The 23,415-nt window shown below is 65.6% G+C and carries 26 protein-coding genes; 10 read left to right on the plus strand and 16 right to left on the minus strand.

From position 1 onward, the window contains the following. Window positions 1–79: 79 nt before the first annotated feature. The 4 genes from NVV93_RS03105 to NVV93_RS03120 form a co-directional block, all read right to left on the minus strand. Window positions 80–496, minus strand: a complete 417-nt coding sequence (locus tag NVV93_RS03105) for an MAPEG family protein (RefSeq protein ID WP_258253003.1) — start codon at window positions 494–496, stop codon at window positions 80–82. Between the two features lie 68 nt (window positions 497–564). Continuing rightward, window positions 565–1,464, minus strand: coding sequence for a cation diffusion facilitator family transporter (locus NVV93_RS03110; RefSeq protein WP_258253004.1), 900 nt, complete (start codon window positions 1,462–1,464; stop codon window positions 565–567). Continuing rightward, a complete protein-coding gene (locus tag NVV93_RS03115; protein WP_258253005.1) occupies window positions 1,455–1,967 on the minus strand; it encodes a DinB family protein in 513 nt (170 codons plus the stop codon). Before NVV93_RS03115 ends, NVV93_RS03110 begins: the two co-directional genes overlap by 10 nt. Window position 1,968: 1 nt before the next feature. Then, a complete protein-coding gene (locus NVV93_RS03120) occupies window positions 1,969–2,388 on the minus strand; it encodes a polyribonucleotide nucleotidyltransferase (protein WP_258253006.1) in 420 nt (139 codons plus the stop codon). Between the two features lie 152 nt (window positions 2,389–2,540). On the opposite strand from NVV93_RS03120, the gene hrpB reads away from it, so the two are divergent. Then, entirely contained in the window at window positions 2,541–5,066 is a 2,526-nt protein-coding gene (gene hrpB, locus NVV93_RS03125; RefSeq protein WP_258253007.1) for an ATP-dependent helicase HrpB, read from the plus strand. Here hrpB and NVV93_RS03130 read toward each other — a convergent pair. Both NVV93_RS03130 and NVV93_RS03135 read right to left on the minus strand, forming a co-directional pair. Continuing rightward, window positions 5,006–5,815, minus strand: coding sequence for an ABC transporter substrate-binding protein (locus NVV93_RS03130; protein WP_258253008.1), 810 nt, complete (start codon window positions 5,813–5,815; stop codon window positions 5,006–5,008). The two genes, hrpB and NVV93_RS03130, sit on opposite strands and share 61 nt — an antisense overlap. 96 nt (window positions 5,816–5,911) lie before the next feature. After that, window positions 5,912–7,003, minus strand: coding sequence for an endonuclease/exonuclease/phosphatase family protein (locus NVV93_RS03135; protein WP_258253009.1), 1,092 nt, complete (start codon window positions 7,001–7,003; stop codon window positions 5,912–5,914). 97 nt (window positions 7,004–7,100) lie between these two features. Here NVV93_RS03135 and NVV93_RS03140 point away from each other — a divergent pair, with 97 nt between their 5' ends. Both NVV93_RS03140 and NVV93_RS03145 read left to right on the plus strand, forming a co-directional pair. After that, on the plus strand, window positions 7,101–7,340 hold the full coding sequence (locus tag NVV93_RS03140) for a CDGSH iron-sulfur domain-containing protein (RefSeq protein WP_258253010.1): 240 nt from the start codon (window positions 7,101–7,103) through the stop codon (window positions 7,338–7,340). A 279-nt stretch (window positions 7,341–7,619) separates the two neighbouring features. Continuing rightward, on the plus strand, window positions 7,620–8,459 hold the full coding sequence (locus tag NVV93_RS03145) for an SDR family oxidoreductase (RefSeq protein WP_258253011.1): 840 nt from the start codon (window positions 7,620–7,622) through the stop codon (window positions 8,457–8,459). An 11-nt stretch (window positions 8,460–8,470) separates the two neighbouring features. Here the strand turns inward: NVV93_RS03145 and NVV93_RS03150 are convergent, their stop codons facing one another. After that, entirely contained in the window at window positions 8,471–9,133 is a 663-nt protein-coding gene (locus tag NVV93_RS03150) for a YciC family protein (RefSeq protein WP_258253012.1), read from the minus strand. Between the two features lie 246 nt (window positions 9,134–9,379). On the opposite strand from NVV93_RS03150, the gene NVV93_RS03155 reads away from it, so the two are divergent. After that, a complete protein-coding gene (locus NVV93_RS03155) occupies window positions 9,380–9,859 on the plus strand; it encodes an NYN domain-containing protein (protein ID WP_258254272.1) in 480 nt (159 codons plus the stop codon). 133 nt (window positions 9,860–9,992) lie between these two features. Further along, window positions 9,993–10,604: a PolC-type DNA polymerase III gene (locus tag NVV93_RS03160; protein WP_258253013.1), complete on the plus strand. Its 612-nt coding sequence runs from the start codon at window positions 9,993–9,995 to the stop codon at window positions 10,602–10,604. 122 nt (window positions 10,605–10,726) lie between these two features. On the opposite strand, the gene NVV93_RS03165 is transcribed toward NVV93_RS03160, so the two are convergent. The 3 genes from NVV93_RS03165 to NVV93_RS03175 are packed head-to-tail and all read right to left on the minus strand — an operon-like array spanning window position 10,727 to window position 12,734. Beyond that, window positions 10,727–11,344: a TPM domain-containing protein gene (locus tag NVV93_RS03165; protein ID WP_258253014.1), complete on the minus strand. Its 618-nt coding sequence runs from the start codon at window positions 11,342–11,344 to the stop codon at window positions 10,727–10,729. A 26-nt stretch (window positions 11,345–11,370) separates the two neighbouring features. Then, window positions 11,371–12,126, minus strand: coding sequence for a YgcG family protein (locus tag NVV93_RS03170; RefSeq protein WP_258253015.1), 756 nt, complete (start codon window positions 12,124–12,126; stop codon window positions 11,371–11,373). Beyond that, on the minus strand, window positions 12,126–12,734 hold the full coding sequence (locus tag NVV93_RS03175; protein ID WP_258253016.1) for a LemA family protein: 609 nt from the start codon (window positions 12,732–12,734) through the stop codon (window positions 12,126–12,128). The genes NVV93_RS03170 and NVV93_RS03175 overlap by 1 nt, the downstream gene beginning before the upstream one ends. A 215-nt stretch (window positions 12,735–12,949) precedes the next feature. On the opposite strand from NVV93_RS03175, the gene NVV93_RS03180 reads away from it, so the two are divergent. Continuing rightward, entirely contained in the window at window positions 12,950–14,275 is a 1,326-nt protein-coding gene (locus NVV93_RS03180) for a DEAD/DEAH box helicase (protein WP_258253017.1), read from the plus strand. A gap of 344 nt (window positions 14,276–14,619) precedes the next feature. Here NVV93_RS03180 and NVV93_RS03185 read toward each other — a convergent pair whose 3' ends face one another. The 5 genes from NVV93_RS03185 to NVV93_RS03205 all read right to left on the minus strand — a co-directional run bounded on the left by NVV93_RS03185 (window position 14,620) and on the right by NVV93_RS03205 (window position 18,786). Next, entirely contained in the window at window positions 14,620–14,988 is a 369-nt protein-coding gene (locus tag NVV93_RS03185) for a VOC family protein (RefSeq protein ID WP_258253018.1), read from the minus strand. Window positions 14,989–15,064: 76 nt separating this feature from the next. Further along, entirely contained in the window at window positions 15,065–15,682 is a 618-nt protein-coding gene (locus NVV93_RS03190) for an N-acetyltransferase (protein ID WP_258253019.1), read from the minus strand. A 57-nt stretch (window positions 15,683–15,739) separates the two neighbouring features. Beyond that, a complete protein-coding gene (locus NVV93_RS03195; RefSeq protein WP_258253020.1) occupies window positions 15,740–16,984 on the minus strand; it encodes a TIGR03862 family flavoprotein in 1,245 nt (414 codons plus the stop codon). Window positions 16,985–17,234: 250 nt separating this feature from the next. Beyond that, window positions 17,235–17,834 carry a hypothetical protein gene (locus tag NVV93_RS03200; RefSeq protein ID WP_258253021.1) on the minus strand — a complete coding sequence of 200 codons (600 nt, stop codon included), beginning with the start codon at window positions 17,832–17,834 and terminating at the stop codon, window positions 17,235–17,237. 37 nt (window positions 17,835–17,871) lie between these two features. Next, window positions 17,872–18,786 (minus strand): histone deacetylase, encoded by a 915-nt coding sequence (locus NVV93_RS03205; RefSeq protein ID WP_258253022.1) that lies wholly within the window; start codon window positions 18,784–18,786, stop codon window positions 17,872–17,874. Window positions 18,787–18,840: 54 nt separating this feature from the next. Here NVV93_RS03205 and NVV93_RS03210 point away from each other — a divergent pair, with 54 nt between their 5' ends. From NVV93_RS03210 to NVV93_RS03225, 4 genes are read left to right on the plus strand one after another with little or no spacing between them, the layout of a single operon-like run. Then, window positions 18,841–19,404, plus strand: a complete 564-nt coding sequence (locus NVV93_RS03210) for a GNAT family N-acetyltransferase (protein WP_258253023.1) — start codon at window positions 18,841–18,843, stop codon at window positions 19,402–19,404. Further along, complete coding sequence (locus NVV93_RS03215) at window positions 19,401–21,032, plus strand: SagB/ThcOx family dehydrogenase (RefSeq protein WP_258253024.1); 1,632 nt, start codon at window positions 19,401–19,403, stop codon at window positions 21,030–21,032. Before NVV93_RS03210 ends, NVV93_RS03215 begins: the two co-directional genes overlap by 4 nt. Beyond that, a complete protein-coding gene (tesB, locus tag NVV93_RS03220; protein WP_258253025.1) occupies window positions 21,029–21,904 on the plus strand; it encodes an acyl-CoA thioesterase II in 876 nt (291 codons plus the stop codon). Before NVV93_RS03215 ends, tesB begins: the two co-directional genes overlap by 4 nt. Then, window positions 21,901–22,488 carry an HAD family hydrolase gene (locus NVV93_RS03225; protein ID WP_258253026.1) on the plus strand — a complete coding sequence of 196 codons (588 nt, stop codon included), beginning with the start codon at window positions 21,901–21,903 and terminating at the stop codon, window positions 22,486–22,488. The genes tesB and NVV93_RS03225 overlap by 4 nt, the downstream gene beginning before the upstream one ends. Window positions 22,489–22,556: 68 nt before the next feature. Here NVV93_RS03225 and NVV93_RS03230 read toward each other — a convergent pair whose 3' ends face one another. After that, window positions 22,557–23,327: a phytanoyl-CoA dioxygenase family protein gene (locus NVV93_RS03230; RefSeq protein ID WP_258253027.1), complete on the minus strand. Its 771-nt coding sequence runs from the start codon at window positions 23,325–23,327 to the stop codon at window positions 22,557–22,559. Between the last annotated feature and the right edge of the window lie 88 nt (window positions 23,328–23,415).

Raw genomic sequence — 23,415 nt, forward strand, 5'->3', positions numbered from 1 at the left:
GTGCTTTTAGACCTCGCAGCGCAAAAAAAAAAGGAGACCCGCCGGCCTCCCTTTGCTATGCGCAGGGTTGTGCGCCGGCTTACGCCAAGCCGCTCAGACGCAGCAACCACCAGATCAGAATCGCCACCTGCACGAGAAATCCGGCAAAGCGCAGCCAGACGAACAGCGGTGCAGTGCTGAGCAGATGCATCACCGTCTGGAACAGCCGCGCGCTGAGCAGGGTCAACGCTAGGGGATCGGTTAGCGCGGTCTGCCCGGCCTGCAAGGCATACAGCAGCACGCCCACCTGCAGCGGCAGGTTTTCCAGGCAGTTGGCATGCGCGCGCGCCAGACGTTGACCAAAGCCGGGCAGGTTGCTGCCGTCGGGCGCGAAGGCATTCACCGCCATTTTGCCGCTGAGCACCAGCAAGCCGCGCTGGTTGAGGATCAGCAAGGCCAGCAGCAGGCCCCAGGCGATCAGGCCGAGCAGGGCGATAGCGGTGGGTGAGAGGGTCATGGGCCGTTCCTTGTTTTTTGTGGTGCGCGGAGCATGCCGCCGCGCTTGGGATTGTTCTAGCGCACTGGCTAAGCGCTGGTCGACGCGGTGCCGTCGGCCTCGATCGGTTCGGCGTGGACCAGCACTTCGGCGCGCGGATAGCGCAGGTGAATCGCCGTTTCGACCTGATCGCACAGGGCGTGCGCTTGTTTCAGGGTCAGTTCGGCCGGCAGCTCCAGATGCAGTTGGACGAACCAATGGGTGCCGGAAACCCGCGTGCGCAGATCGTGGGCGCCGAGCACGCCGGGTACGCCGCAGGCAAGTTCGAGCATGCGCTCGCTGACATCGCTGGGCAGCTCCTCATCCATCAGTACGGCGACCGCCTCGCGGGTGATCTGCACCGCGCTCCAGAGGATGTAGAAGGCGATCCCCAGGGCGAACAGCGCGTCCAGCTGCGGCCAACCCAGCCCGCCAAGGACCAGGGCGAGCAGAATGCTGGCATTGAGCAAAAGGTCGGAACGGTAATGCAGCGAGTCGGCACGGATCGCCGTGGAGCCGGTCAGGCGGATCACCTTGTGTTGGAACAGCAGCAGCGCGACCGTCAGGGCTAGCGCCAGCAGCATCACCGCGATGCCCAGGCCGGTGGCGGCCAGCGCTTGCGGGTGCTGCAAGCGTTCGACCGCCTGCACGCCAATCAGCACGGCGCTGATGGCAATGAACAGCGCCTGGGCCATGCCGGCCAGCGCCTCGGCCTTGCCGTGGCCATAGCGGTGATCTTCATCGGCCGGGCGCAGGGCGTAATGCACGGCGAGCAGGTTGATCAGCGAGGCTGCGCCATCCAGCAACGAGTCGGTAAGCCCGGCGAGCAGACTGACCGAGCCGCTCAGCCACCAGGCCACGCCTTTGCTGACGATCAGGATGCACGCCACGCCCAGCGAGGCGAGAGTCGCCAGGCGCAGCAGGCGGACGTGGCGGTCGCTCAAAGGCATGCGGGATCGGCCGTGAAATAGATGTAATCCAGCTCCGGTGCGGGCTGGCCCATGGCGGTCAGCGCGGCCGTCGCCTGGCCACGATGATGGCTGCCGTGATTGACCAGATGGCTGACGATATCGGCCAGCCCGCGCTGCTGCTCGCCATTGCTGACGCTGCGATAGTGCAGGCTGGCGGCGAGGCTGTCGTCGTCCTGCGTGCTCAGCCACTGCTGCCAGGCGCGGAGCCCGGCGGCGAGGAACTCGGCGAGGCTTTCCAGGTCGCCGGCGGCCTCGGCATCCAGCCGCGTAAACGGCTGCGGCTCGCCGCGTACCCGCGCCAGCCACAGGCGATCGGCGACCGCCAGGTGATTGAGGGTGCCGTGCAGGCTGCCGAAAAACAGCCCGCAGGGTGCTCGGTAACTGGCCTCATCGAGCACCCGCAGGCTCGCCAGCAGGCGCCGGTTGGCCCAGCCGTTGTAGGCGAGCAGGCGCTCGAGGTGACAGGCCAGGCGGCGGGCCAAGTCAGGCGGCCGGCTGCAGGCCGAAGGCGGCCAGTTGTTGCAGGCTGCCGTGCTGCTGGACCAGGCGCAGATCGTCGAGCGGCAGATCGTGGCCGGTTTCCGCCTGGATCAGCGCCTTGAGCTTGAGCGGATCGACCTGACCGTTGGCGCCGATGGTCTGCTGCAGCTGCTCGGGCTCGACCTGCGCGGTTTGCCCGTCAGGCAAGTAAATGGCGCCAGTGGCGAAGTCGACGCCGAAGGCGATCAGGCCGGGAAGCACGTAGAACAGGATGCCGATCGCATTCAGGGCAGTGACCACCGGGTCGATCTTGCCTTCGATTTGTCCACGGCGATCGGGATAGAACAACGTGCCACAGGCGCTCAATTGAGTGAGCAGGGTGGCGACCAAAACACCGCCGATAACACGGGACTGCAAGCGCATAAGGACCTCCTGATTCAGATCGCGCAACTATATCAATTCACTCAGTACAAAACTGCCGGCAGACGGCGCTTTGCTTGCCTCTGCTGGAAGTAAGACCGCAGCAGATCGCGGCCGGTTCGTCGCTATAATCGCCGCTCTGTGTGGAGTCCCCAATGCTCGCGTTACCTATCGACAGCATCCTGCCCGCGTTGCGCGAGGCCCTCGCGCGGCGCCATGAGGCGGTGCTCGAAGCGCCGCCCGGCGCCGGCAAAACCACCCGCGTGCCTTTGGCGCTGCTCGACGAGCCGTGGTTGGCCGGGCAAACCATCGTGATGCTCGAACCGCGGCGCCTGGCGGCGCGGGCGGCGGCCGAGCGCCTGGCCAGCGAGCTGGGCGAGGTGGTCGGGGAAACGGTCGGCTATCGCATCCGCCTGGACAGCAAGGTCGGCCCGCGCACGCGCATCGAAGTGGTCACCGAAGGCATTCTCGCTCGCCGCTTGCAGGATGACCCGGCGCTCGAGGGCGTCGGCCTGGTGATTTTCGACGAGTTCCACGAACGCAGCCTGGATGCCGACCTGGCCCTGGCCTTGTGCCTCAACGGCCGCGAACTGCTGCGCGACGAGCCGCCGCTGAAGGTGCTGTTGATGTCGGCGACGCTGGAGGGCGAACGCCTGTCGGCGCTGCTCGACGCTGCGCCGGTGCTGCGCAGCGAAGGCCGCATGTTTCCGGTCGAGACGCAGTGGGGCGTGCCTTATCAGCCCGGCGAGGCGCTCGAGCCGAAAGTCGTGCAGACCGTCTTGCAAGCATTGGCCGAACAACCCGGCAGCCTGCTGGTGTTCCTCCCCGGCCAGGCGGAAATCCGCCGCGTGCACGAGCGCTTGGCCGAGGCGTTGGGCGAGCAGCGCGACATTCTGCTCTGCCCGTTGCATGGCGAACTCGAGTTGAGCGCCCAGCGCGCCGCCATCGAACCGGCGCCGGCGGGCCTGCGCAAGGTGGTGCTGGCGACCAATATTGCCGAGACCAGCCTGACCATCGACGGGGTGCGCGTGGTGGTCGATGCCGGATTGGCGCGCGTGCCGCGGTTCGATCCGGGCAGCGGCATGACCCGCTTGCTCACCCAGCGCATCTCGCGGGCCAGCGCCACGCAACGCGCCGGCCGCGCCGGACGCTTGCAGCCGGGGGTGTGCTACCGCTTGTGGTCGCAGGCCCAGCATGACCAGCTGGCGGCCTATGACAGCGCGGAAATCCTCCAGGCCGATCTGGCCGGGCTGGCCTTGCAACTGGCGCGCTGGGGCGTCAGCCCGGACGAGCTGGCGTGGCTGGATGCGCCGCCGGCGGCGGCTTACGCCCAGGCGCGCGACTTGCTGACACGCCTCGGCGCGCTGGATGAACGCGGCGTGCTCAGCGCTCATGGTCAGGCCATGGCCGGCTTGCCAACCCATCCGCGCCTCGCCCATCTGCTGCTGCGCGGCCAAGCGCTGGGGCTGGCAGCGCTGGCCTGCGATCTCGCCGCCCTGCTGGGCGAGCGCGACATTCTGCCCGGCGGGCAACGCAGTGGCGGCGCCGATTTGCACAGCCGTTTGGCACTGCTCCACGGCAGCGAGCGGGGCCGGGCGCAGGGCGCGATTCAACGAGTCCGGCAAGTGGCCCGGCAACTGCGCAACTTGCTGCCGAAGACGACGGTCATGGCGCCGGCCGATGCGCATGATCCGCATTGGCTCGGCGCCTTGCTGGCCTTCGCCTATCCCGACCGCATCGCCCAGCAGCGCCGTGCCGGCGGTGGCGACTATCGACTGGCGAATGGCCGCGCGGCGCAGTTCGGCGAGCCGGATGCGTTGATGAAGCAGCAATGGCTGGTGATTGCCGACCTCGGCAGCCGTCAGGGGCAGCGCGAGGAGCGCATTTATCTGGCGGCCGATCTCGATCCGGCGCTGTTCGACAGCGTGCTCGCCGAGCAGGTGAGCAACCGCGACGAGCTGGACTGGGACGAGCGCGAAGGCGTGCTGCGCGCCGAGCGGCAGCGCAAGGTCGGCGAGCTGGTACTCAGCCGCGAGCCCTTGACCGGCCTCGACGAAGCCGCGCGTGGCCGGGCCTTGCTCGGGCTGGTGCGGCGCAAGGGCCTGGAGCTGTTGCCGTGGACCCCGGAACTGCGCCAGTGGCAGGCGCGCCTGGCCCTGCTGCGCGGTCTCGATCTGGCCCGGCAGCCGGCTAGCGACTGGCCGGACGTCAGCGATGCGGCGCTGCTCGCCAACCTGGAAGAATGGCTGCTGCCCTATCTGGGCAAGGTCAGCCGCCTCAGCCACTTTGCCAGCCTCGATCTGCCCGGCATGCTGGCTGGCTTGCTGCCCTGGCCACTGCCGCAGCGGCTCGACGAGTTGGCGCCGAAAAGTCTCAGCGTGCCGTCCGGCTCGCAGATTCGTGTCGATTATCAGGAGCAGCCGCCGGTGCTGGCGGTGCGTTTGCAGGAGTTGTTCGGCCTGGCCGACACGCCGCGCATCGCGGGCGGCCGGCAAGTGGTCAAGCTGCATCTGCTCTCGCCGGCGCGCCGCCCGGTACAGGTCACCCAGGATCTGGCGAGTTTCTGGGCTAACACCTACCTGGAGGTCAAGAAAGACCTCAAGGGGCGCTACCCGAAGCACTATTGGCCGGACGATCCGCTGGTCGCCGAACCCACGGCGCGGGTCAAGCCGCGGCGTTGATTGACCGGATTGCCAGGCGTGCTGAGGTCTTCACCGGCTTCCAGCAGCGTCTGGTAGGCCTGGTCCAGATCGTCGAGGAGCTTCTGCGCATTGGGCTGAGCGCGCGAAACCTGAAAGTGGATGAACAAGCGCTCGACTTCGACATGCGCCGGCATTGGCACAGCCAGGGTCTCAGCCGCCTGGTCGACGACCACCGAATAGTCGAGCAGGTAATCGCCCCGCTGGCGTAGGAGCATTTCCAACGCCGCGCTATGCGTGCGGGTGCGATGCTGAATGATGTGCAGGCTGGGGTCATCCAGATAGCGATTGATCACTGGCGAGTACTTGTAACCGCCGATCATCACCACTTCGCGGCCGATCAGATCAACCGGAACCTGCGGTGCAGGCGTGTCGGCGCGGTAATACAGGTTGAGCGCTAATTGGCTGATTTTGTGGCGGCCCAGCAGCACATGCTCGGTGAGTGCCGATTTGGGGGGACCGACCCAGACCTGCACGCTGCCATCCTGGATCCCGGCATACAGCCGGGCACTCGGCATCACGCGGGCATCCATGGGATAGCCTGCCTGATGGAAAACCTTGTGCATCACCTCGACCAAGGGACCCTGCGGTTTACCCTCGGCATCGGTGTAGATCGATGGCGGAAAATCATAGAACCCGACGATCACCGGCGGTGCGGCAGCGGCGAACGTAGGGGTGGTGTGGAGTGCGGGTAGTAGGCAGAGCAAAGACATCAAGTACGCAATACGCATGGACACCATAGCGGCCTGTGGCCGTCTTTTTGCAGGATGCCCATGCAGTATGTGCAGGGCTTTTGGCGTTTGGCCAGCCCCGTCAGGTACGTTTCGTCAGTGTGGCGCCGGCAGGAGGAAGCGGCCGATCAATGGCAAGTGATCGGAGATCTGCAGGGTGTCTTTCTGGCGCACGTTGGCGGCCAGCCGGGTCAGTTGCGGGCTGTGGAACAGGTAGTCGAGGGTCCGGTCCGGCCCGTCGATTTGCGGGTCGTTGGGAAAGTGGGTGTACCAGGCGGCCTGTTCGCGCCCGTTGGCTTCGTCGAGGCTGGGGATCATCGGGTACTTGTGCGCCAGCTCGGTAAATTCGCTGGCCGCGGAGTACCAGCGGCGTTGCCGCTCGGGCAGCTTGTCGAATTGGCCGGGCGGTAGCAGGTTGAGGTCGCCAGCGAACACCCAGGGCGTTTTTTCCGCCTCCAGCTGATTGAGCAGACTGCTACTCATGGCGATCTGCCGCTGCAGGGTGTCATCGCCCTGGGCGAAGGCATCCAGATGGGTATTGATCAGCGCGACCTGACCGCCGCCGCGAATCGGCAGGTAATTGACCAGCAAGGCGCGTTTCAGGTTGAACTGCCGGCTGATCGGGTCGGCAGCGGGCAGCGGCAGCTGCAGGCGTTCGGCACGGCTGATCGGATAGCGGCTGAGGGTGGCGAGCTTCATGCCAATACTGCCGAGAATCTTCGGGTGCGGCACGAACGCCGCCTTCCAGTAGAACGCCTGGGTGCTGCACGGATACAGATCGCTGAGGCGTTCGTGCAGCAGGCCGAGCTGGTCCTGATAGTCGGTGGCCTTGCTGCCTTCGTGCAGCTCCTGCAGGAGCACCACATCCGGCGCCTCGTCGCGGATCACCCGGGCCACCTCGTCGAGCGTATAGGCCAGGTCCTCGGCGGTCGGCCGCAGGTCCGGGCCACTGCCGTCGGCCAGGTCGTACCAGAACACATAGCGTTTGCCGGCCAGGTACTGGACGTTCCAGGTCATCACCTTGAGCGCCTGGCCGGGCAGCATCGCCTGCGGCTGGCTGCTGCAACTGATCGGCACGTTTTCGCGTGGCGCGGGATGCCAGGTGATGATGTAGACCAGGGCGAACAGGCTGGTAGCGATAATCAACAGGCTGAAGAGGATTGGGCGAAGCACGCGAGACAAGGTCATAAGCAGGGTCGGTCAGGGGCTTGGGCTATGCTGAAAGTCGTAGGGAGCATAGCTGAGAGCCCGGTCCGTCCCCAACCTGTCCATGAGGAGCGCCATGATGAGCGAAGTAGTGATTGCCCAGCGCGGTCCTTTCGCGGTCGAGGTCTGCGCCGGTCAGGATTACTTCTGGTGCCGCTGCGGGCGCAGTGCCAATCAGCCGTTTTGCGACGGCTCGCACAAGGGCAGCGGGATCGTGCCATTGAAGTTCCACGCAGAGACGGACGAGACCTTGTTCCTGTGCGGTTGCAAACATACCCATTCGCCGCCGTGCTGCGACGGTACGCATAACAGCCTGTAGAGCCTGTTTACGATCTCGCGAGCTAGAGTCAAACAAGGCGCAACGCAGCGAAGCGGAGTAACAGCCGAAGGCTGGCCCGTAGGGCGAGCGTAGTGAGTAAAACGGTTGAGGAAGCGGAGTTTACGAGTTGTAAATGAGCATGACTCGCTCCGCTCGCCCTTCGGGCCGCGCTAAAGCGCGTTAGCAGCAAGCTGCTTTCCGAAACCGTTTTCAACGCAGGTTGACCGACGCGCAGCAGATCGTAGACAGGTTCTAACGCCGCAGCGCACGAGGGGACGCATGTACCGCAAGGTTTTCGCCAGCAAGGTCTTCGAACGCAAAGTCGTGGTGGTCACTGGCGGCTGTGCGGGGATTGGCCGGGCGCTGGTCTTGCGCATGGCCCAGGCCGGAGCGCGGTTGGCGGTGCTCGATCTCGATCAGCACGAACTGGACAGCCTGACCCAACATCTCGCCGATCACCTCAACTGCGAAGCCCTCGGCCTGGGCTGCGACGTCGCCGACGCCGAAGCGGTGAGTAAGGCGATCGCCCGGGTGATCGAGCGTTTCGGCGGCATCGATGTGCTGGTCAACAACGCCGGCATCACCCACCGCAGCACGTTTGCCGACACCGAACTGGCGGTGTTCCAGCGGGTCATGGCGGTCAATTACTTCGGCGCCCTGCATTGCACGCGGGCGGCGTTGCCCAGCCTGCTGCAGCGCCAGGGGCAGATCATCGTGCTCAGTTCGCTGTCGGGCTTTACCCCGCTGCTCTATCGCAGCGCTTACAACGCCAGCAAGCATGCGCTGCACGGCCTGTTCGATACCTTGCGCTACGAGATCAAGGGCTCGGGGGTCAACGTCATGCTGGTGTGTCCGGGCTTCACCGCCACCGACTTGCGCAAGAACGCGCTGGTCGGCGACGGCTCGCTGACCCGTCAGCCGCCGCTGGCGGTGGGTAAGGTGGCCAGTGCCCAGGACGTCGCCGAGGCGATCTATCAAGGCGCGCTGCGCCGGCGCCGTCTGCTGGTGCTGTCGAATGTCGATTGGCGGGCGCGCCTGCTGGCGCGCTTTTTCCCGCGGCTGTTCGAGCGAGTGCTGTTGCCACGGATTTCCGGGCTCAAGCCGCAGAGCAGGCGCTAGCCGCGCCAGGCCTATGGTTCGGCGGCGCGCTCGGGCGTGGCGAGCATGAACAGGCGGAAGACCACCACGCTGGCGAACAGCTGCAGAAAACCGCGCAGGCAGTCGAGGATCAGCACCGGGATATCGCCCCAGGCCTTTAGCTCGGGAAAGCTCCTAGCATCCAGCAACCACAGCGGCAGCATCACGGTCAGCACGCACGCCGAGATCGTCACGAAGTGCCCCTGGGTCAGGCGGAAGCTTTCCCGCATGGCCGCCAGCGGGGTCAGCCTGTCGAGCACCAGCAGGTATTCGGCGAAGGCAATCTTGATCATCACCCACAGCCCGGGAAGGATGAACAGCGAGGCGCCGGCCATGATCAGCACAGTGCTCAGCGCCGACAGCACCGCGAAGCGCGGCCACAGCTGCAACGCCATCGCCAGCAAGTCGCGATAGCGCACCGTCAGGCCCCGGCTGCGGGTGTCGACGAAGAGGATCAGCGCGCCGGTATACAGCGGATAGAACAGCAGGCTGGTGACCAGCTCATAGGCCGGCGACGGGTCAGCGGTCAGCGTGCCGACCAGCAGGTAGCGGGTCAGCGATTCGAGCACCAGCAAGGGCAGGCACAGCACGGCGATAGCGCCCATATGGCGGGCGAAGAAGTACCAGGAGTCACGAAGGATCGGGAGCGGATTCATCGACAGGTTCGCAGCGAAAGCAGGGCGTCACTGTAGCCGATGGCTAAAGTCGGTTCCAACTTGGCGCGCGCTGGTGGATGTCATCCGCGTGATATCGCGACGGTCCTCGATTGCCAGGAGCGTCTTGCGGGGCAGGGCAGCCGCTTGGGTCTTCCAGGCGCTTTTGCGGTTTCCCGTCCGGCGATGGACAGCGCCGCTGCAGATTTCGGCATACTGCTGGGTATTCCCACCCGCAAGGATTTCTCGGTGAAGAAAATCGCCGTATTCGCCGATGTGCAGAACCTCTATTACACCGTGCGCCAGGCCCATGGCTGCCACTTCAACTATGCCGCGCTGTGGGCGGATATCAGTGCGCGCGGACAGATCGTCGAGGCCTACGCCTACGCCATCGAGCGCGGCGATGCCAAGCAGCAGCAGTTCCAGCAGATCCTGCGCAACATCGGTTTCACGGTGAAGCTCAAGCCGTTCATCCAGCGCAGCGACGGCTCGGCCAAGGGCGATTGGGACGTCGGCATCACCATCGACATCATGGAAGCCGCGCCACGCGTCGATGAAATCGTCCTGGCCTCTGGCGATGGCGACTTCGCCATCCTGCTCGACAAGGTGCGCGCCCGCGATGGCGTCGAAGCCAGCGTGTACGGCGTCGAGGCGCTGACCGCGCAGGCGTTGGTGCGCTCGGCCAGTCGTTATGTGCCGATCCAAGGGAGCTTGCTGCTCAAAAATTGAGCATGGCGCCCTTTTAGGAGCGGATTTATCCGCGAGCCGGGGGATAACGGCGCGGCCAACCCCTTCGCGAATGAATTCGCTCCTACCAATTCCTTCCTCAGATCATCGTTTATCAATTTGCCGAGATTCACGCGTGGAACCGATTGCCGTCATCGACTTTGAAACCACCGGTATCAGCCCCGGTCCGAATGGCCGCGCCACCGAGATCGCCGCAGTGATCGTCGAGGACGGGCGCATCGTCGCCCGTTACCAGAGCCTGATGAACAGCGGCGCCTGGGTGCCGCCGTTCATCGAGCAGCTCACCGGCATCAGTAATGCCATGTTGCGCAGCGCGCCGCCGGCCGCCGAGGTGATGCAGCAGGTCGCCGAGTTCGTCGGCGTCACACCGCTGGTGGCGCATAACGCGGCGTTCGACCAGAAGTTCTGGGATGCGGAACTGGGCCTGATTCGGCGCAAGCGTCAGCAGGCCTTCGCCTGTTCGCTGCTGCTGGCCCGCCGGCTGTTGCCGGAGGCGCCCAACCACAAGCTCGGCACGCTGAATCGCTGGGCGCACCTGCCGGATACCGGCCGCGCGCACCGAGCCCTGGCCGACGCCGAAATGGCCGCCAACCTGACCCTGCATCTGGCCGCGCGACTGCGCGACCAGCATGGCCTGCGCGAGGTTTCCCACGACCTGCTGTGCAGCTTGCAGAAAGTCCCGGCGGCGAAGATCGGCGCCGCCCTGAGCAAAATCCGCGGCGCCTGAGCCACATGGCGCGACGGTGGAGTAGGGCGGACTCAGGAGCGCAAAGCCTAGTCCGCCGCGTGCGGGCGGCGGCGTACTGCTTTGCGAGTACGCCCTACGAGCGAGCAGGGTGCGGTTCCAGGCTACGGCAGGATCACCAGATGATTGGGCAGCTCGTTGCGTGAATGGGTGGCGGGCAGCTGTACCTTGAGGTGTTCGCCGCAGGCCTGAATGCACTCGAGAAAACCCTGCAGGGTCTGGCCTTCTTTCAGTCGCTGGGTGAAGGCCGCGACGATCGCCTCCCAGGTCGGGTCGGGCAAACGACTGGAAATCCCTCGGTCGACCAGAATTTCCACATAGCGCTCGGCCTCCGAGACGAAGATCAGCATGCCGGTCTCACCGCTGGTGTGGTGCAGGTTGTGCTCGAGGAACTGCCGGCGCGCCAGGTTCGCGGCGCGCCAGTGGCGAATGTGGCGAGGCACCAGGCGGGTCATCAGCGCCGGAATGCGAAATAGCAGGCCGAGGCCGATAAAGGTCGCCCACTGCACGGCCAGCAGTTCGTGGGTGCTCAGCCAGCCGGCCTGGTAGTTGATCGCGCCGGGCACCAGCAACGCCACCACACTGGCCCAGAGCAGCGGGATATAGGTGTAATCGTCGGCCCGCGGCGCCAGGACGGTGACCAGTTCGGCATCCGTGTCGCGCTCGACCCGGGCGATCGCCTCGGCGACCTGTTGTTGTTCACTAGCACTCAATAAAGCCATGAAATTCGTGTACTCGTTGGAGTGAATTACCAGCCGCCCGAAGCGCCGCCGCCACCAAAACCGCCGCCACCGCCGCCAAAACCACCACCGCCGCCAAAGCCGCCACCACCACCGCCACCGCGACCCAGGCCAGAACCCAGCAGCCCGCCGAGCAGCAGGCCGCCCAGCCCACCGCCTCTGCCGCCTCTGCCGCCCCGGCCGAACATGCTGATGACGATGATCAGGATAAACAGCAGCAGCGGCGCCAGCGGCAGCTCTTGCTGATCGGATTGTTGTGCGTGGCGGCTCTCGGCCAGCGGCTGGCCGCCGAGCACCTGGATCATCGCCGCGACCCCGTCGCTGATGCCCTGGGCGTAGTTGCCGGCCTTGAAGGCTGGGGCGATGAACTGCTGGATGATCACCGAGGACTGCGCATCGGTCAGACGCTCTTCCAGGCCGTAGCCGACCTCGATGCGGATTTTCCGCTCGTCGCGGGCGATGATTAGCAGCGCGCCGTTGTCCTTGCCTTTCTGGCCGATGCCCCAGTGGCGACCGAGCTGATAGCCGAACTCCTCGATGGCGTTGCCTTGCAGATTGGGCAGGGTGACCACCACCAACTGTTCGCCGCTGGCCTGTTCATGGGCGGCCAGCTGCTCGGTCAGGCGTGCCTTGGTCTGCGCGTCGAGCAGCCCGGCCTGATCGACCACCCGGCCGCTGAGCGGCGGGAACTCAGGCTGCGCCTGGGCCGATAAGGCACAGACGCAGAACAGCAGGAGCAGCGGCAGGCGTAACCAATTACCCATCAAAACTTCACTTCGGGAGCTTTTTCCGCCGCTGTGGCGGTGGCTTCGAAGTTGGTGCGTACCGGCATGTTGCTGTACATCACGCTATGCCAGAGCCGCCCGGGGAAGGTGCGGATCTCGGTGTTGTAGCGCTCCACAGAGGCGATGAAGTCGCGTCGCGCCACCGCGATGCGGTTCTCGGTGCCTTCCAGTTGCGATTGCAGGGCGAGGAAGTTCTGGTTCGATTTCAAATCCGGATAGCGCTCGGAGACCACCATCAGCCGGCTCAGCGCGCCGCTCAGTTGCTGCTGCGCTTGCTCGAACTGTTTCATCTTCTGCGGATCGTCGAGGGTGCTGGCGTCGACCTGAATCGAAGTGGCCTTGGCGCGGGCCTCGATCACCGCCACCAGCGTGTCCTGCTCCTGCTTGGCGTAGCCCTTGACGGTTTCCACCAGGTTGGGGATCAGGTCGGCGCGCCGCTGATACTGGTTCTCCACCTGCGCCCAGGTGGCCTTGACCTGCTCGTCGTAGGTCGGAATGTTGTTGATGCCGCAGCCGCTCAGCAGCGTGGCCAGCAGCAGTAGCGCCGCCATGCGGGCGCTGGCTAGGTATCTCGGGTTTGTCTGCATGATCCGTTTGCTTCCTGTTAGTGATGTCGGACAGCTCTGGTTGGTGAGGATAGGCCGTCGAGGATAAATCGCTGGAGGCGGACCTCGCTTGCCAATCGCCAAGCTCGATTGCAACGACCCAAGCTTAGCCAAGCCAACAGAAACGGGCTGAGCGGCGATGGGCGGGTTAAACTTCGCGCCTCGGCTTATTCGCCCGCCACGTTTTGGTTATCCACATGACTTTCGCCTCTCTCGGCTTGATTGAACCGCTGCTGCGCGCCATCGAAACCCTCGGTTATCAAACCCCTTCGCCGATCCAGGCGCAGGCGATTCCGGCGGTACTGGCCGGCCGCGACCTGATGGCCGCCGCGCAGACCGGCACCGGCAAAACCGCCGGCTTTGCCTTGCCGCTGCTGCAACGCCTGATGATGGAAGGCCCGCAAGTGGCGAGCAATTCGGTGCGCGCGCTGGTGCTGGTGCCGACCCGCGAACTGGCCGAGCAGGTGCACGAGAGTTTCCAGCAGTACGGCCAGCATCTGCCGCTGCGCACCTACGCGGTGTACGGCGGGGTGAGCATCAATCCGCAGATGATGAAACTGCGCAAGGGTGTCGATCTGCTGGTCGCCACGCCGGGGCGTTTGCTCGATCTGTTCCGCCAGAACGCGGTCAAGTTCAACCAGCTGCAAACCCTGGTCCTCGATGAAGCCGACCGCATGCTCGACCTCGGCTTCGCTGACGAGCTGCGTGCGGTGTACGCTGCGCTGCCGAAAAAGCGCCAGACCCTGTTGTTCTCAGCGACCTTCTCCGACGCCATCCGCCTGCTCGCCGGGCAGATGCTCGACGATCCGCTGTCCATCGAAGTCAGCCCGCGCAACGTCGCCGCCAGCACCGTCAAGCAGTGGGTGATTCCGGTCGACAAGAAGCGCAAGGCCGAACTGTTCCTGCATCTGCTGCGTGAGCAGCGTTGGGGCCAGGTGCTGGTCTTCGCCAAGACCCGCAACGGCGTCGATCAGCTCAGCGAACTGTTGCAGGCCGAAGGCATCAGCGCCGACGGCATCCACGGCGACAAGCCGCAGGCGACCCGCCAGCGCGCGCTGGATCGTTTCAAGAATCGCGAGGTGCAGATCCTGGTCGCCACCGATGTGGCTGCGCGCGGGCTGGACATCGACGACCTACCGCTGGTGGTCAACTTCGACTTGCCGATCGTTGCCGAGGACTACGTGCATCGCATCGGCCGCACCGGTCGCGCCGGCGCCAAGGGCCAGGCGGTGTCGCTGGTCTGCGCCGACGAAGTGCAATTGCTGGTAGCCATCGAAGTGCTCACCCGGCAGACCTTGCAGCGCATTGAGGAGGCCGATTTCGAACCCGATCACCGTGTGCCGCACACCGACGCCAGCGGTCAGGTGCTGAAAAAACCGAAAAAGCCGAAGAAGCCCAAGACCACCGGTAGCAAAGGCTCCCTCGGCCGCTGGGTGGAAAGCGACGCGCCGGCCAAGCCGCAAGTCAACGCGGTGCGCAAAGTGCCGAGCTTCAATACCGGGCCGAAAAAGAAAAAGCCCTGAAGCCAGGACTCGGCTCTCTAGGGGAGCACTGTAGGAGCGAATTCATTCGCGATGCGCACGAACCCTATCGCGAATGAATTCGCTCCTACCCAAGCCCTTCGCCAGCAGGAGGGTGGGGCACTAGGTCGAGCGCAGTATGGTAGGGCGGGTGCAACCCGCCGATATGGGTGCCACGCGGGTTTCACCCGCCCTACGCAGCTGAGGGGCACGCGGTAGTCGCGACTCACGCCTTGTAGGAGCGAATTTATTCGCGAAAGCGCCATTCAAATCGCGAATGAATTCGCTCCTACAAGAGCAGGGCGGATGGGTGGCGCCCGCGATACCCATCATCGTTCCCGGCTGGCTCAGATGTTCTGCGCAATCCGCCAGAGCACGCCGCTGGGGTCGAAGACGATGAAATCGCGCATGCCCCACGGCTGGTCCTGCGGCGGCACCAGGCGCACGCCGTAACGTTCGGCGAGCTGCGCGGCCTGGACCTGCTCCCACCAGGCGTCCACGTCCTCCACCAGCAGATGCATCACGCAGTTCTCCGCCCAGTCCTGGACATAAAAGTCCTGCAGGAGAAACGCGCAGTGCGCGCCATGGCTGAAATAGGCCATCTGCTCGCCGACCCAGCCGGGCGTGAAGCCCAGGTCCTGATAGAAGCGCTGGCTGAGGGGGAAATCCTTGGCGGGTACGAAAGTCTTGAGTTCGACGCTGTTCAGATTGCGCATACACGATTCCGCTTGTTGAAGTGACCAGGTGCGTCGACGCTCATAAAGGCGCCTCTTGCGGGCGCGTGCCGGCATGTTAGTCGGCGAGCAGTGGACGCTCCATATAGCGATGCGCGGCGATGCCTGGCAGCGTCGAAGCGCGTTCTTCGCACACGCGGAAACCCAGGCGCTCGTAGAGTTTCTGCGCCAGCGGATTGCTCGCCGTGACGTCCAGCGCCGCGGTGTGCAGCTTGAGGGTCGCGGCCTGGCTGAGCAGATGTTCGATCAGTTGGCTGCCGAGGCCCTGACCAATCAGCTCTGGCGCGACGCCGAGATGAGCGAGATACAGCACCTGACGACTAGGTGGCTGGATCAGACGTTCGATGCGCAAGCCGCGGACGATCACGCGCCAGGCGTGGCGCAGACCATAGAAGGCGAAAATCTGCCGTGCCGCAGCCAGGCTGTTGCTCAGATTGGCCGCGCCGCTGAACGCCGTGCCAGTGGCCACCACCCGGCCGTTCAACTCACCGACCCAGTGCTGGCGATGGCTGAACTCGCCGGCCGCGCTGACGAAGGCCGCCTGCAGGAAATCCTGCGCGCTACCGCGAGCCGGGTGGGCGAAGACGAAATCGAACGCCGCCGGCCCCGAGCTGTAGATCAGCGGCACGGCGAAGGGGGCGTCGGCGGGAGTGGCACGGCGAAAGGTCAACGACATGGCGAGCGCTCGAAGTGCTGGGGACGGGCGAAATCTAGCACTGTCGTGCCACTTAGGTTAGGCGCTCTCGGCCCGCAGCCATTCGAGAATGCCCAGGCCTGCCGCGCGGCCGCTGGCGAAGCAGGCGGTGAGCAGGTAGCCGCCGGTGGGCGCTTCCCAGTCGAGCATTTCACCGGCGCAGAACACGCCGGGCAGCTGGCGCAGCATCAAGCGTTCATCCAGCGCGGCGAAGGTGACGCCGCCGGCGCTGCTGATCGCCTCGTCGAGCGGGCGGGTTCGCACCAGCGTCAGTGGCAGGGTCTTGATTGCCGCGGCCAGTAGCGCGGGGTCGGCATAGGTCGCGGCGCTGCTCAGTTCGCGCAACAAGCCGGCGCGCACCCCGTCGAGGCCGAGCTGGCCGCGCAGGTGGTTGCTGATCGACTTGCTGCCGCGCGGTTTGCGCAGTGCGGTTTCGATCTGCTGCACGGTTTTCTGCGGCAACAGGTCGAGCTGCACGGTGGCGCTGCCGCTGGCGGCGATCTGCTCGCGGATCGGTGCCGATAGCGCATAGATCAGGCTGCCTTCGACGCCTTGGGCGGTGATCACGAACTCGCCGAGGCGTGGCGCTGCGCTACCGCAGGCGATGGCGCAGGACTTGACTGGCGCGCCGGCGAATTTCTCGGCGAACAGTGCACTCCAGCCGGCCACTTCGAAGCCGCAGTTGCTCGGCTGCAGCGCCGCCACGCCGACCCCGCGCTGTTCCAGCAGCGGTACCCAAGCGCCGTCCGAGCCGAGCCGCGCCCAGCTGCCGCCGCCCAGGGCGAGCAGGGTGGCATCGGCAGACACGGCGATTTCTCCCTCGGTTGTGGCGATACGCAGGCTGCCGTCGGCATTCCAGCCCAGCCAGCGGCTGCGCGTGTGCAGGTTGACGCCGTGTTCGCGCAAGCGCTTGAGCCACGCGCGCAGCAGTGGCGCGGCTTTCATGTCGGTGGGGAATACCCGCCCGGAGCTGCCGACGAAGGTGTCGATACCCAAGCCGTGAATCCAGCTGCGCAGCGCCTCGGCGTCGAAATCGTCGAGCAGCGCGGCGATCTCGGCGCGGCGCGTGCCGTAGTGATCGAGGAACGCCGGCTTGGCCTCCGAGTGGGTGATGTTCATCCCGCCGACCCCGGCCAGCAGGAACTTGCGGCCAAGCGAAGGCATGGCGTCGTAGAGGTCGACTGGGATTCCGGCCAGGGCCAGCATTTCGGCGGCCATCAAACCGGCAGGGCCGCCGCCGATGATGGTGGCGCGAGGGGCGGCAGGGGCGGCGGACTCGGTCATGGCGTCGGGCTGGCAGGTAATGAGGATGGCGCATTCTACCCGAGGGCGGTGGCTGTGCTGGCTGGGCGAATTCATCCAGCCTTACAAAAGGCTATGCATCAGTTAAGTGCTGCGCAGCGCTTTGTAGCTTTTGTAGGGTGGGTTAGCTGCGTAGCGGCGTAACCCACCAGCGATACCGCCCTGGACACCGGCCTCCAGTCGGCTCGGCGGGTTACGCCTAGGGCTAAGCCGCCCTACGAATCTGAGCGGTTCACGAGGTTTTTGGCAGCCACGGCTCCGCCAGCACCACCGCACCGCGCCCGCCGCGGCGCATGCTGTTCATGACCTGCAGCCAGCTCAATTCGGTGCGCTGAAAACGCTCGGCGGGAATCATCAGCAGGCTGCCGGCGGTGCCGCCCGAGGGGCCGGCATCGGCCAGGTAGATGGTCATCCAGCCATTGCTGGGCGGCTCCATGGCCAGACAGAACTGATAGCAGCCGTCCTCCTCATACAGCCCGACGCTAGTGCCTTCGGCATCCTCGATACCAGCCATCCGTGTGGCGGTGTCCTTGGCCAGTTGGTAGCCGGGCAGATTGGCCAGCACATAGTTTTCCAGCGTGCCGAGCAGGCGTTTGGCGAGCACGGTCTTGGCCAGCAGTCCGGCGCCGAAACACACCACCAGCAGCGCCAACAGGGTCACCAGGGTGAACAGCGTGACCCCGGCGACGAGGTGGTCGGGGAACATCGGCAGCAGTTTGGCGACTGCCGGGCGTAGCAGGTGCACGGCTTTTTCCAGCAGCACCACGATCAGCATCAGCGGCAGGAGAAACAGCAGGCCGCCGGCTACCGTGGTCTTGATGAATCGCAGCATGAGGACATTCCTTGAGGCGAAGTGGGGCAACTCGGCTTCAGGTTAGCTGCTGCCACACCCGCTGCGCGCTGTGGTGCAGCAGGCCGTGGCGCCGCGCCAGCGCCAGACGGTCCTTGTCGTAGCCGCCGCCGATCACTCCGAGCACCGGGATTTCGCGTTCCCGGCAATGGCGCAGTACCGCTTCGTCACGGGCGGCGATGCCGGCGTCGGTCAGGTTGAGATAGCCGAGCGCGTCGTCGCGATGCACGTCGACGCCGGCGTCGTAGAGCACCAGGTCCGGCTGATAGAGCGGCAGCAGGTAGTTGAGGCTGTCGTCGACCACCTTGAGGTAGTCGGCGTCGCCCATGCCCATCGGCAGCGGGATGTCCCAGTCGCTGGTGGCCTTGCGCGCCGGGAAGTTCTTCTCGCAATGCAGCGACACGGTAATCGCATCCGGGGTGTGTTCGAGGATCCGCGCGGTACCGTCGCCCTGGTGCACGTCGCAGTCGAAGATCAGCACGCGGCCGACCTTGCCGGCTGCCAGCAGGTAGCGGGCGATAATCGCCAGGTCGTTGAAGATGCAAAAACCCGAGGCATGATCGTAGTGCGCGTGATGGGTGCCGCCGGCCAGATGACAGGCCAGGCCGTGTTGTAGCGCCAGTTCGGCGCCCAACAGCGAACCGCCTACCGCGCGTACGGTGCGCCGCGCCAGTGCTTCGCTCCACGGTAGGCCGAGGCGCCGTTGTTCGCTGGCGGTCAGGTCGCCGCTCAGGAAACGCTCGATATAGGCCGGGCAATGGGCGAGGGCGAGCACCTCGCGCGGGCAGGGATCGGGGCGTTGCAGTTGGGCATCGGTAGTCAGGCCGCTGGCGATCAGGTGATCGCGCAGCAGGCGGAATTTTTCCATCGGGAAACGATGGTTGGCCGGGAAGGGCGGGCTGTAGTCGTCATGGTAGACCAGCGGTAGCGGCATACAATGCTCCGGTACGGTCCGCGCAGTATGACCGAGCCGCCGCAAGGAACCGAGATGGTCGAGCCGATTGAACTGGAAACCCCGCGCCTCTACCTGCGCCGCTGGCAGGCCGCCGACCTGGAGCCCATGGCTGCGCTGTGCGCCGATGCTGAGGTGATGCGCTACTTCCCGGCGCCGCTCAGCCGCGCCGAGACCGAGGCGCTGCTGGCACGCATCCACGCGCATTTCGCCGAGCATGGTTTCGGACCGTGGGCGTTGCAGCGCAAGGACAGCGGCGCGCTGATCGGTTTCACCGGCCTCGGCCGCGTCAACTTCGCCGCGCCGTTCACCCCGGCGGTGGAGATCGGCTGGCGCCTGGCCCGTGCGCATTGGCGCCAGGGCTTCGCCAGCGAGGCCGCCCGGGCGGCGCTGCAGTGCGCCTTCGAGCGGCTCGAGCTGGCGCAGGTGGTGTCGTTTACCACGCTGAGCAATCTGCCCTCGCAGGGGGTGATGCAGGCGCTTGGCATGCGCCGCGATGCGGCCGACGACTTCGATCACCCCGGCCTCGCCGCCGGCGACCCGTTGCGCCGCCACGTGCTGTACCGACTGGATCGCGCCGACTGGCAGGCCCCGCGATGAATGAAATCGAGCAGGTCCGGGCCTACCACGCACTGAGCAAACACCGCCCAGAGCGTTTCGCCGCCGGTCCCGGTCAGCTCGACTGGGCGACCCAGCCGGCGCCGTTTCGCCGCTACGCCGGGACGCGGCTGATCGAGCTGTGGCAGCGCCCGCTGGAAGAGTCGCCAGCCTATGACGCGGTGTTCGCCGCGCCGCTTGGTCAACCGGCGGCGCTGAATCGCGCCAACCTCTCGCAACTGCTCTACGACAGCCTCGGCGTATCGGCGTGGAAGGAGTCCGCCGGCACTCGCTGGGCGCTGCGGGTCAATCCGTCGTCCGGCAACCTGCACCCGACCGAGGCCTATCTATTGCTGCCGCCGGGCGCGCTGGAAGCCGCGGGCCTGCTCGCCCACTACAGCGCCGATGTGCATACCCTGGAAGTGCGCGCTGAACTGCCAGTCGCCCTCGGCGCGCAATTGCAGGCGGCGCTGCCGGCCGGCGGCTGTCTGCTCGGCTTGACCAGCATCCCCTGGCGCGAGGCGTGGAAGTACGGCGAGCGCGACTATCGCTATTGCCAGCACGACCTCGGCCACGCGCTGGCCGCCATCGCCATCGCCATCGCCGCCAGCGCGCTGGGCTGGCAGGCGCGCCTGTTGCGCGGGGTCGCCGAGGTGCATTGGGATGCGGTGTTCGGCCTGGACCGCGACGGTTTCCACGAAGCCGAAAGCATCGACGCGGTGCTCTGGATCGGTGCGCCGCAAGCCACCGAGCCACGGTTTTCGGAGTCACTGCTGCACGGCCTGGCGGCGCTGGAACTGCAGGGCGTGCCCAATCGCCTGTCGCGCCAGTATCGCGACTGGCCGGAGCTGGCCCGGGTCCAGGTGCTGTGCCGTGCGCCGGCATTGGCACCGCTGGGGTGGGAGAGTCCAGCGGCGTTGCCGCGCAGCGACAATCCCGGCCTACCGCTGCGCCCGCTGCTGCATCGCCGGCGTAGCGCGCAGGCCATGGACGGTCAGGCGGGGATTCATGCCGAACTGCTGTTCGCCTGGCTGCGCCGTCTACTGCCGGCGCACTCACCGGTACCGTTGGCGTTGAGCGGCCAACCGGCGCAGGTCGACTTGCTGCTCTTCGTCCATCGCGTGCAGGGCCTGGCGCCAGGGTTGTACTGGTTGGCGCGCAGTGAAGATCGGCCGCAAGCGCTGCGCGAGGATCTCCTCTGGCAGCGTCTGGACGGCGATCTGCCGCTCTATCGGCTGCTCGAAGGCGATGCGCGCGGCTTGGCCGGTTTCCTCTCCTGCGGGCAGGACATCGCCGGCGACGGTTGCGTCGCCCTGGCCATGTTGGCGCGACTGGATCAGGCGCTGGAGCAGGGCGCCTGGCAGTACCCTCGGCTTTACTGGGAGTGCGGGCAGATCGGCCAATTGCTGTATCTGGAAGCCGAAGCGGCGGGATTATCCGGCACCGGGATTGGCTGCTACTTCGACGATGCGGTACATGAGTTGCTCGGGATTGCCGACAGCGGCTGGCAAAGCCTTTACCATTTCACCCTGGGCCGCGCCGTGTGGGACGAACGCCTGACGTCCCTGCCGGCCTACGCAGAATTACGCAGACCGCCGCCCGCGAGCGGTCGCCAAGGAGATGATCTATGAGTCGAGTGCTGGATGAGCTGGTGTCGCTGTTGAGTCTGGAAGCCATCGAGGAAGATCTGTTTCGCGGCAACAGCCAAGACCTCGGTTTTCCTCAGTTGTACGGCGGCCAGGTGATCGGCCAGGCGTTGTCCGCAGTCAGCCAGACGGTCGAGCCGGCCCGCCATGTGCATTCCATGCATGGTTACTTCCTGCGTCCCGGCGATGCACAGATGCCGGTCGTCTATCAGGTCGACCGTGTGCGTGATGGCGGCAGTTTCAGTACCCGGCGGGTCACCGCGATCCAGAAGGGTCAGCCGATCTTCTTCTGCAGCGCCTCGTTCCAGGCCGATGAGCCGGGCTTCGAGCATCAGCTGCCGATGCCCGACGTCCCAGGCCCGGAGAACCTGCGCAGCGAACAGGACATCGCCCGCGAGAACGCCCACCTGTTTTCCGAGCGCATGCGCGACAAGCTGGTACTCAACGACAAACCGATCGAGATTCGCCCGGTCAGCCTGGACAATCCCTACGATCCCAAGCCCAGAGAGCCGATTCAGTACCTGTGGTTCCGCGCCACCGGCGAGCTGCCGGACAACCCGCTGATCCACAAATACCTGATGGCCTACGCCTCGGACTTCGACCTGCTGAGCACCGCGTTGTTGCCGCATGGCGTAGGGAACTTTGCGAGCAACATGCAGATCGCCAGCCTCGACCATTCGCTGTGGTTCCACCGTCATCTACGGGCTGATGAATGGCTGCTGTATGCCATGGACAGTCCGTGGTCGGGCAACGCGCGTGGCTTCAATCGCGGCAACATCTTCAACCGCGCCGGGCAATTGGTGGCTTCTTCGGCGCAGGAAGGGCTGATCCGCCAGCGCGAGCGGCGTCCCAAGTGAGGCTGCGCCAAGCCCGCCACTGGGTGTTCGACATGGACGGCACGCTGACCGTGGCGGTGCACGACTTCGCGGCGATCCGTCGGGCCCTGGCGATTCCGCCGGAAGACGACATCCTGCACCATTTGGCGGCCCTGCCAGACGCCGAGGCAGCGGCCAAACATGCCTGGCTGCTCGAGCACGAACGCGAATTGGCGATCGGCTCACAGGCCGCACCGGGGGCGGTGGCGCTGGTGCGCGAACTGCACGAGCGCGGTTGCAAACTCGGGATACTCACCCGCAACGCACATGAACTGGCGCTGCTGACGCTTGGTGCAATTGGCCTGGGCGAGTGCTTTCTCAGTGCCGACGTAATCGGCCGCGACGAAGCACCACCCAAACCCGATCCGGGTGGCTTGCTGCATCTGGCCGAGCAATGGGACGTGGCGCCGAGCGAGTTGGTGATGGTCGGCGACTACCGCTTCGATTTGGACTGCGCCCGTGCCGCCGGCGCCTTTGGTGTGCTGGTCAACCTACCGGACAACCCTTGGCCGGAACTGGCCGATGCCTTCGGTCGCGATTGCGGCGAAATTCTGGGGATGCTCTAGAGGCCCAACGCAAGGCCGAAACTGATGAGCACCCGGTAGGGCGTACTCGCGCAGCAGTACGCCGCCAGTCAGTCGTACTCCGCTTCGGCATGCTCACCGAGCAGACGCCGCTGGCGTGGCGTGCAAGCGGCCAGCACTTGCGGGTTGAAGTGGAAGTGCAGGTACGGGGAAAACTTTTGCGCGACCATGCGCCGGGCGTAGTGCACCTGCAGCAGGTAACGACTGCGATCAGGCGTGCGGTTGCGACTGCCTGCATGCCACAACTCACTGCGAAACAGCAGCACATCGCCGGCGCGGCACAACACCGGCTCAGCGGCGCGGCCCTGCCAGTGGTCCTCACCAGCGATGGGGCCGCGGCCAGCGCGATGGCTGCCGGCAATCACCTGGGTCGGGCACAGCGCTTCGTCGATCTCGTCGAGATACAGATGCGCGGTGCAGATCTGCATCGGCAACTCGAAAGCCGGGTCGCTCAACAGCGCCGGCGGCAGCGCCATGACCTGATAGTCCTGATGCAACTCGGCGCCGACAAAACCCGGATGGCAGCGCCAAGCAGTCTGGCCAATGACGTGGCAATCCGCGCCCAGCGCAGCTTCGGCCAGCTCGATCAGCCCAGGCAGATCAAGATAATCCAGCCACAGCGGGTCGCGGTTGAACACGCATTTGTAGTGGTCGACCAGGCCCTGGTAGTCCCAATGGATGGGTTTTAGTTGGTCGATGGCGAGACGCGCGGCGGCAATCTGTGCAGGGTTCAGCACGCCGGGTAGCAATGCGTAGCCGTCCGTATGCAGTGCTCGCAGGCGTGCGGCGGTGAGTGGGGCGGAAGGGGCTGCGTGGCTCATGGCGGGGCACCTGTGGCACGACATGAGGTCATGCTGGCACGCCGGCGTAGAACAAAAAAGGCCAGCACCTGAAGCGTTGGGCATCGCT

Origin of the sequence: Pseudomonas sp. LS44, assembly GCF_024730785.1 — a bacterium.
GTDB lineage: Bacteria > Pseudomonadota > Gammaproteobacteria > Pseudomonadales > Pseudomonadaceae > Aquipseudomonas.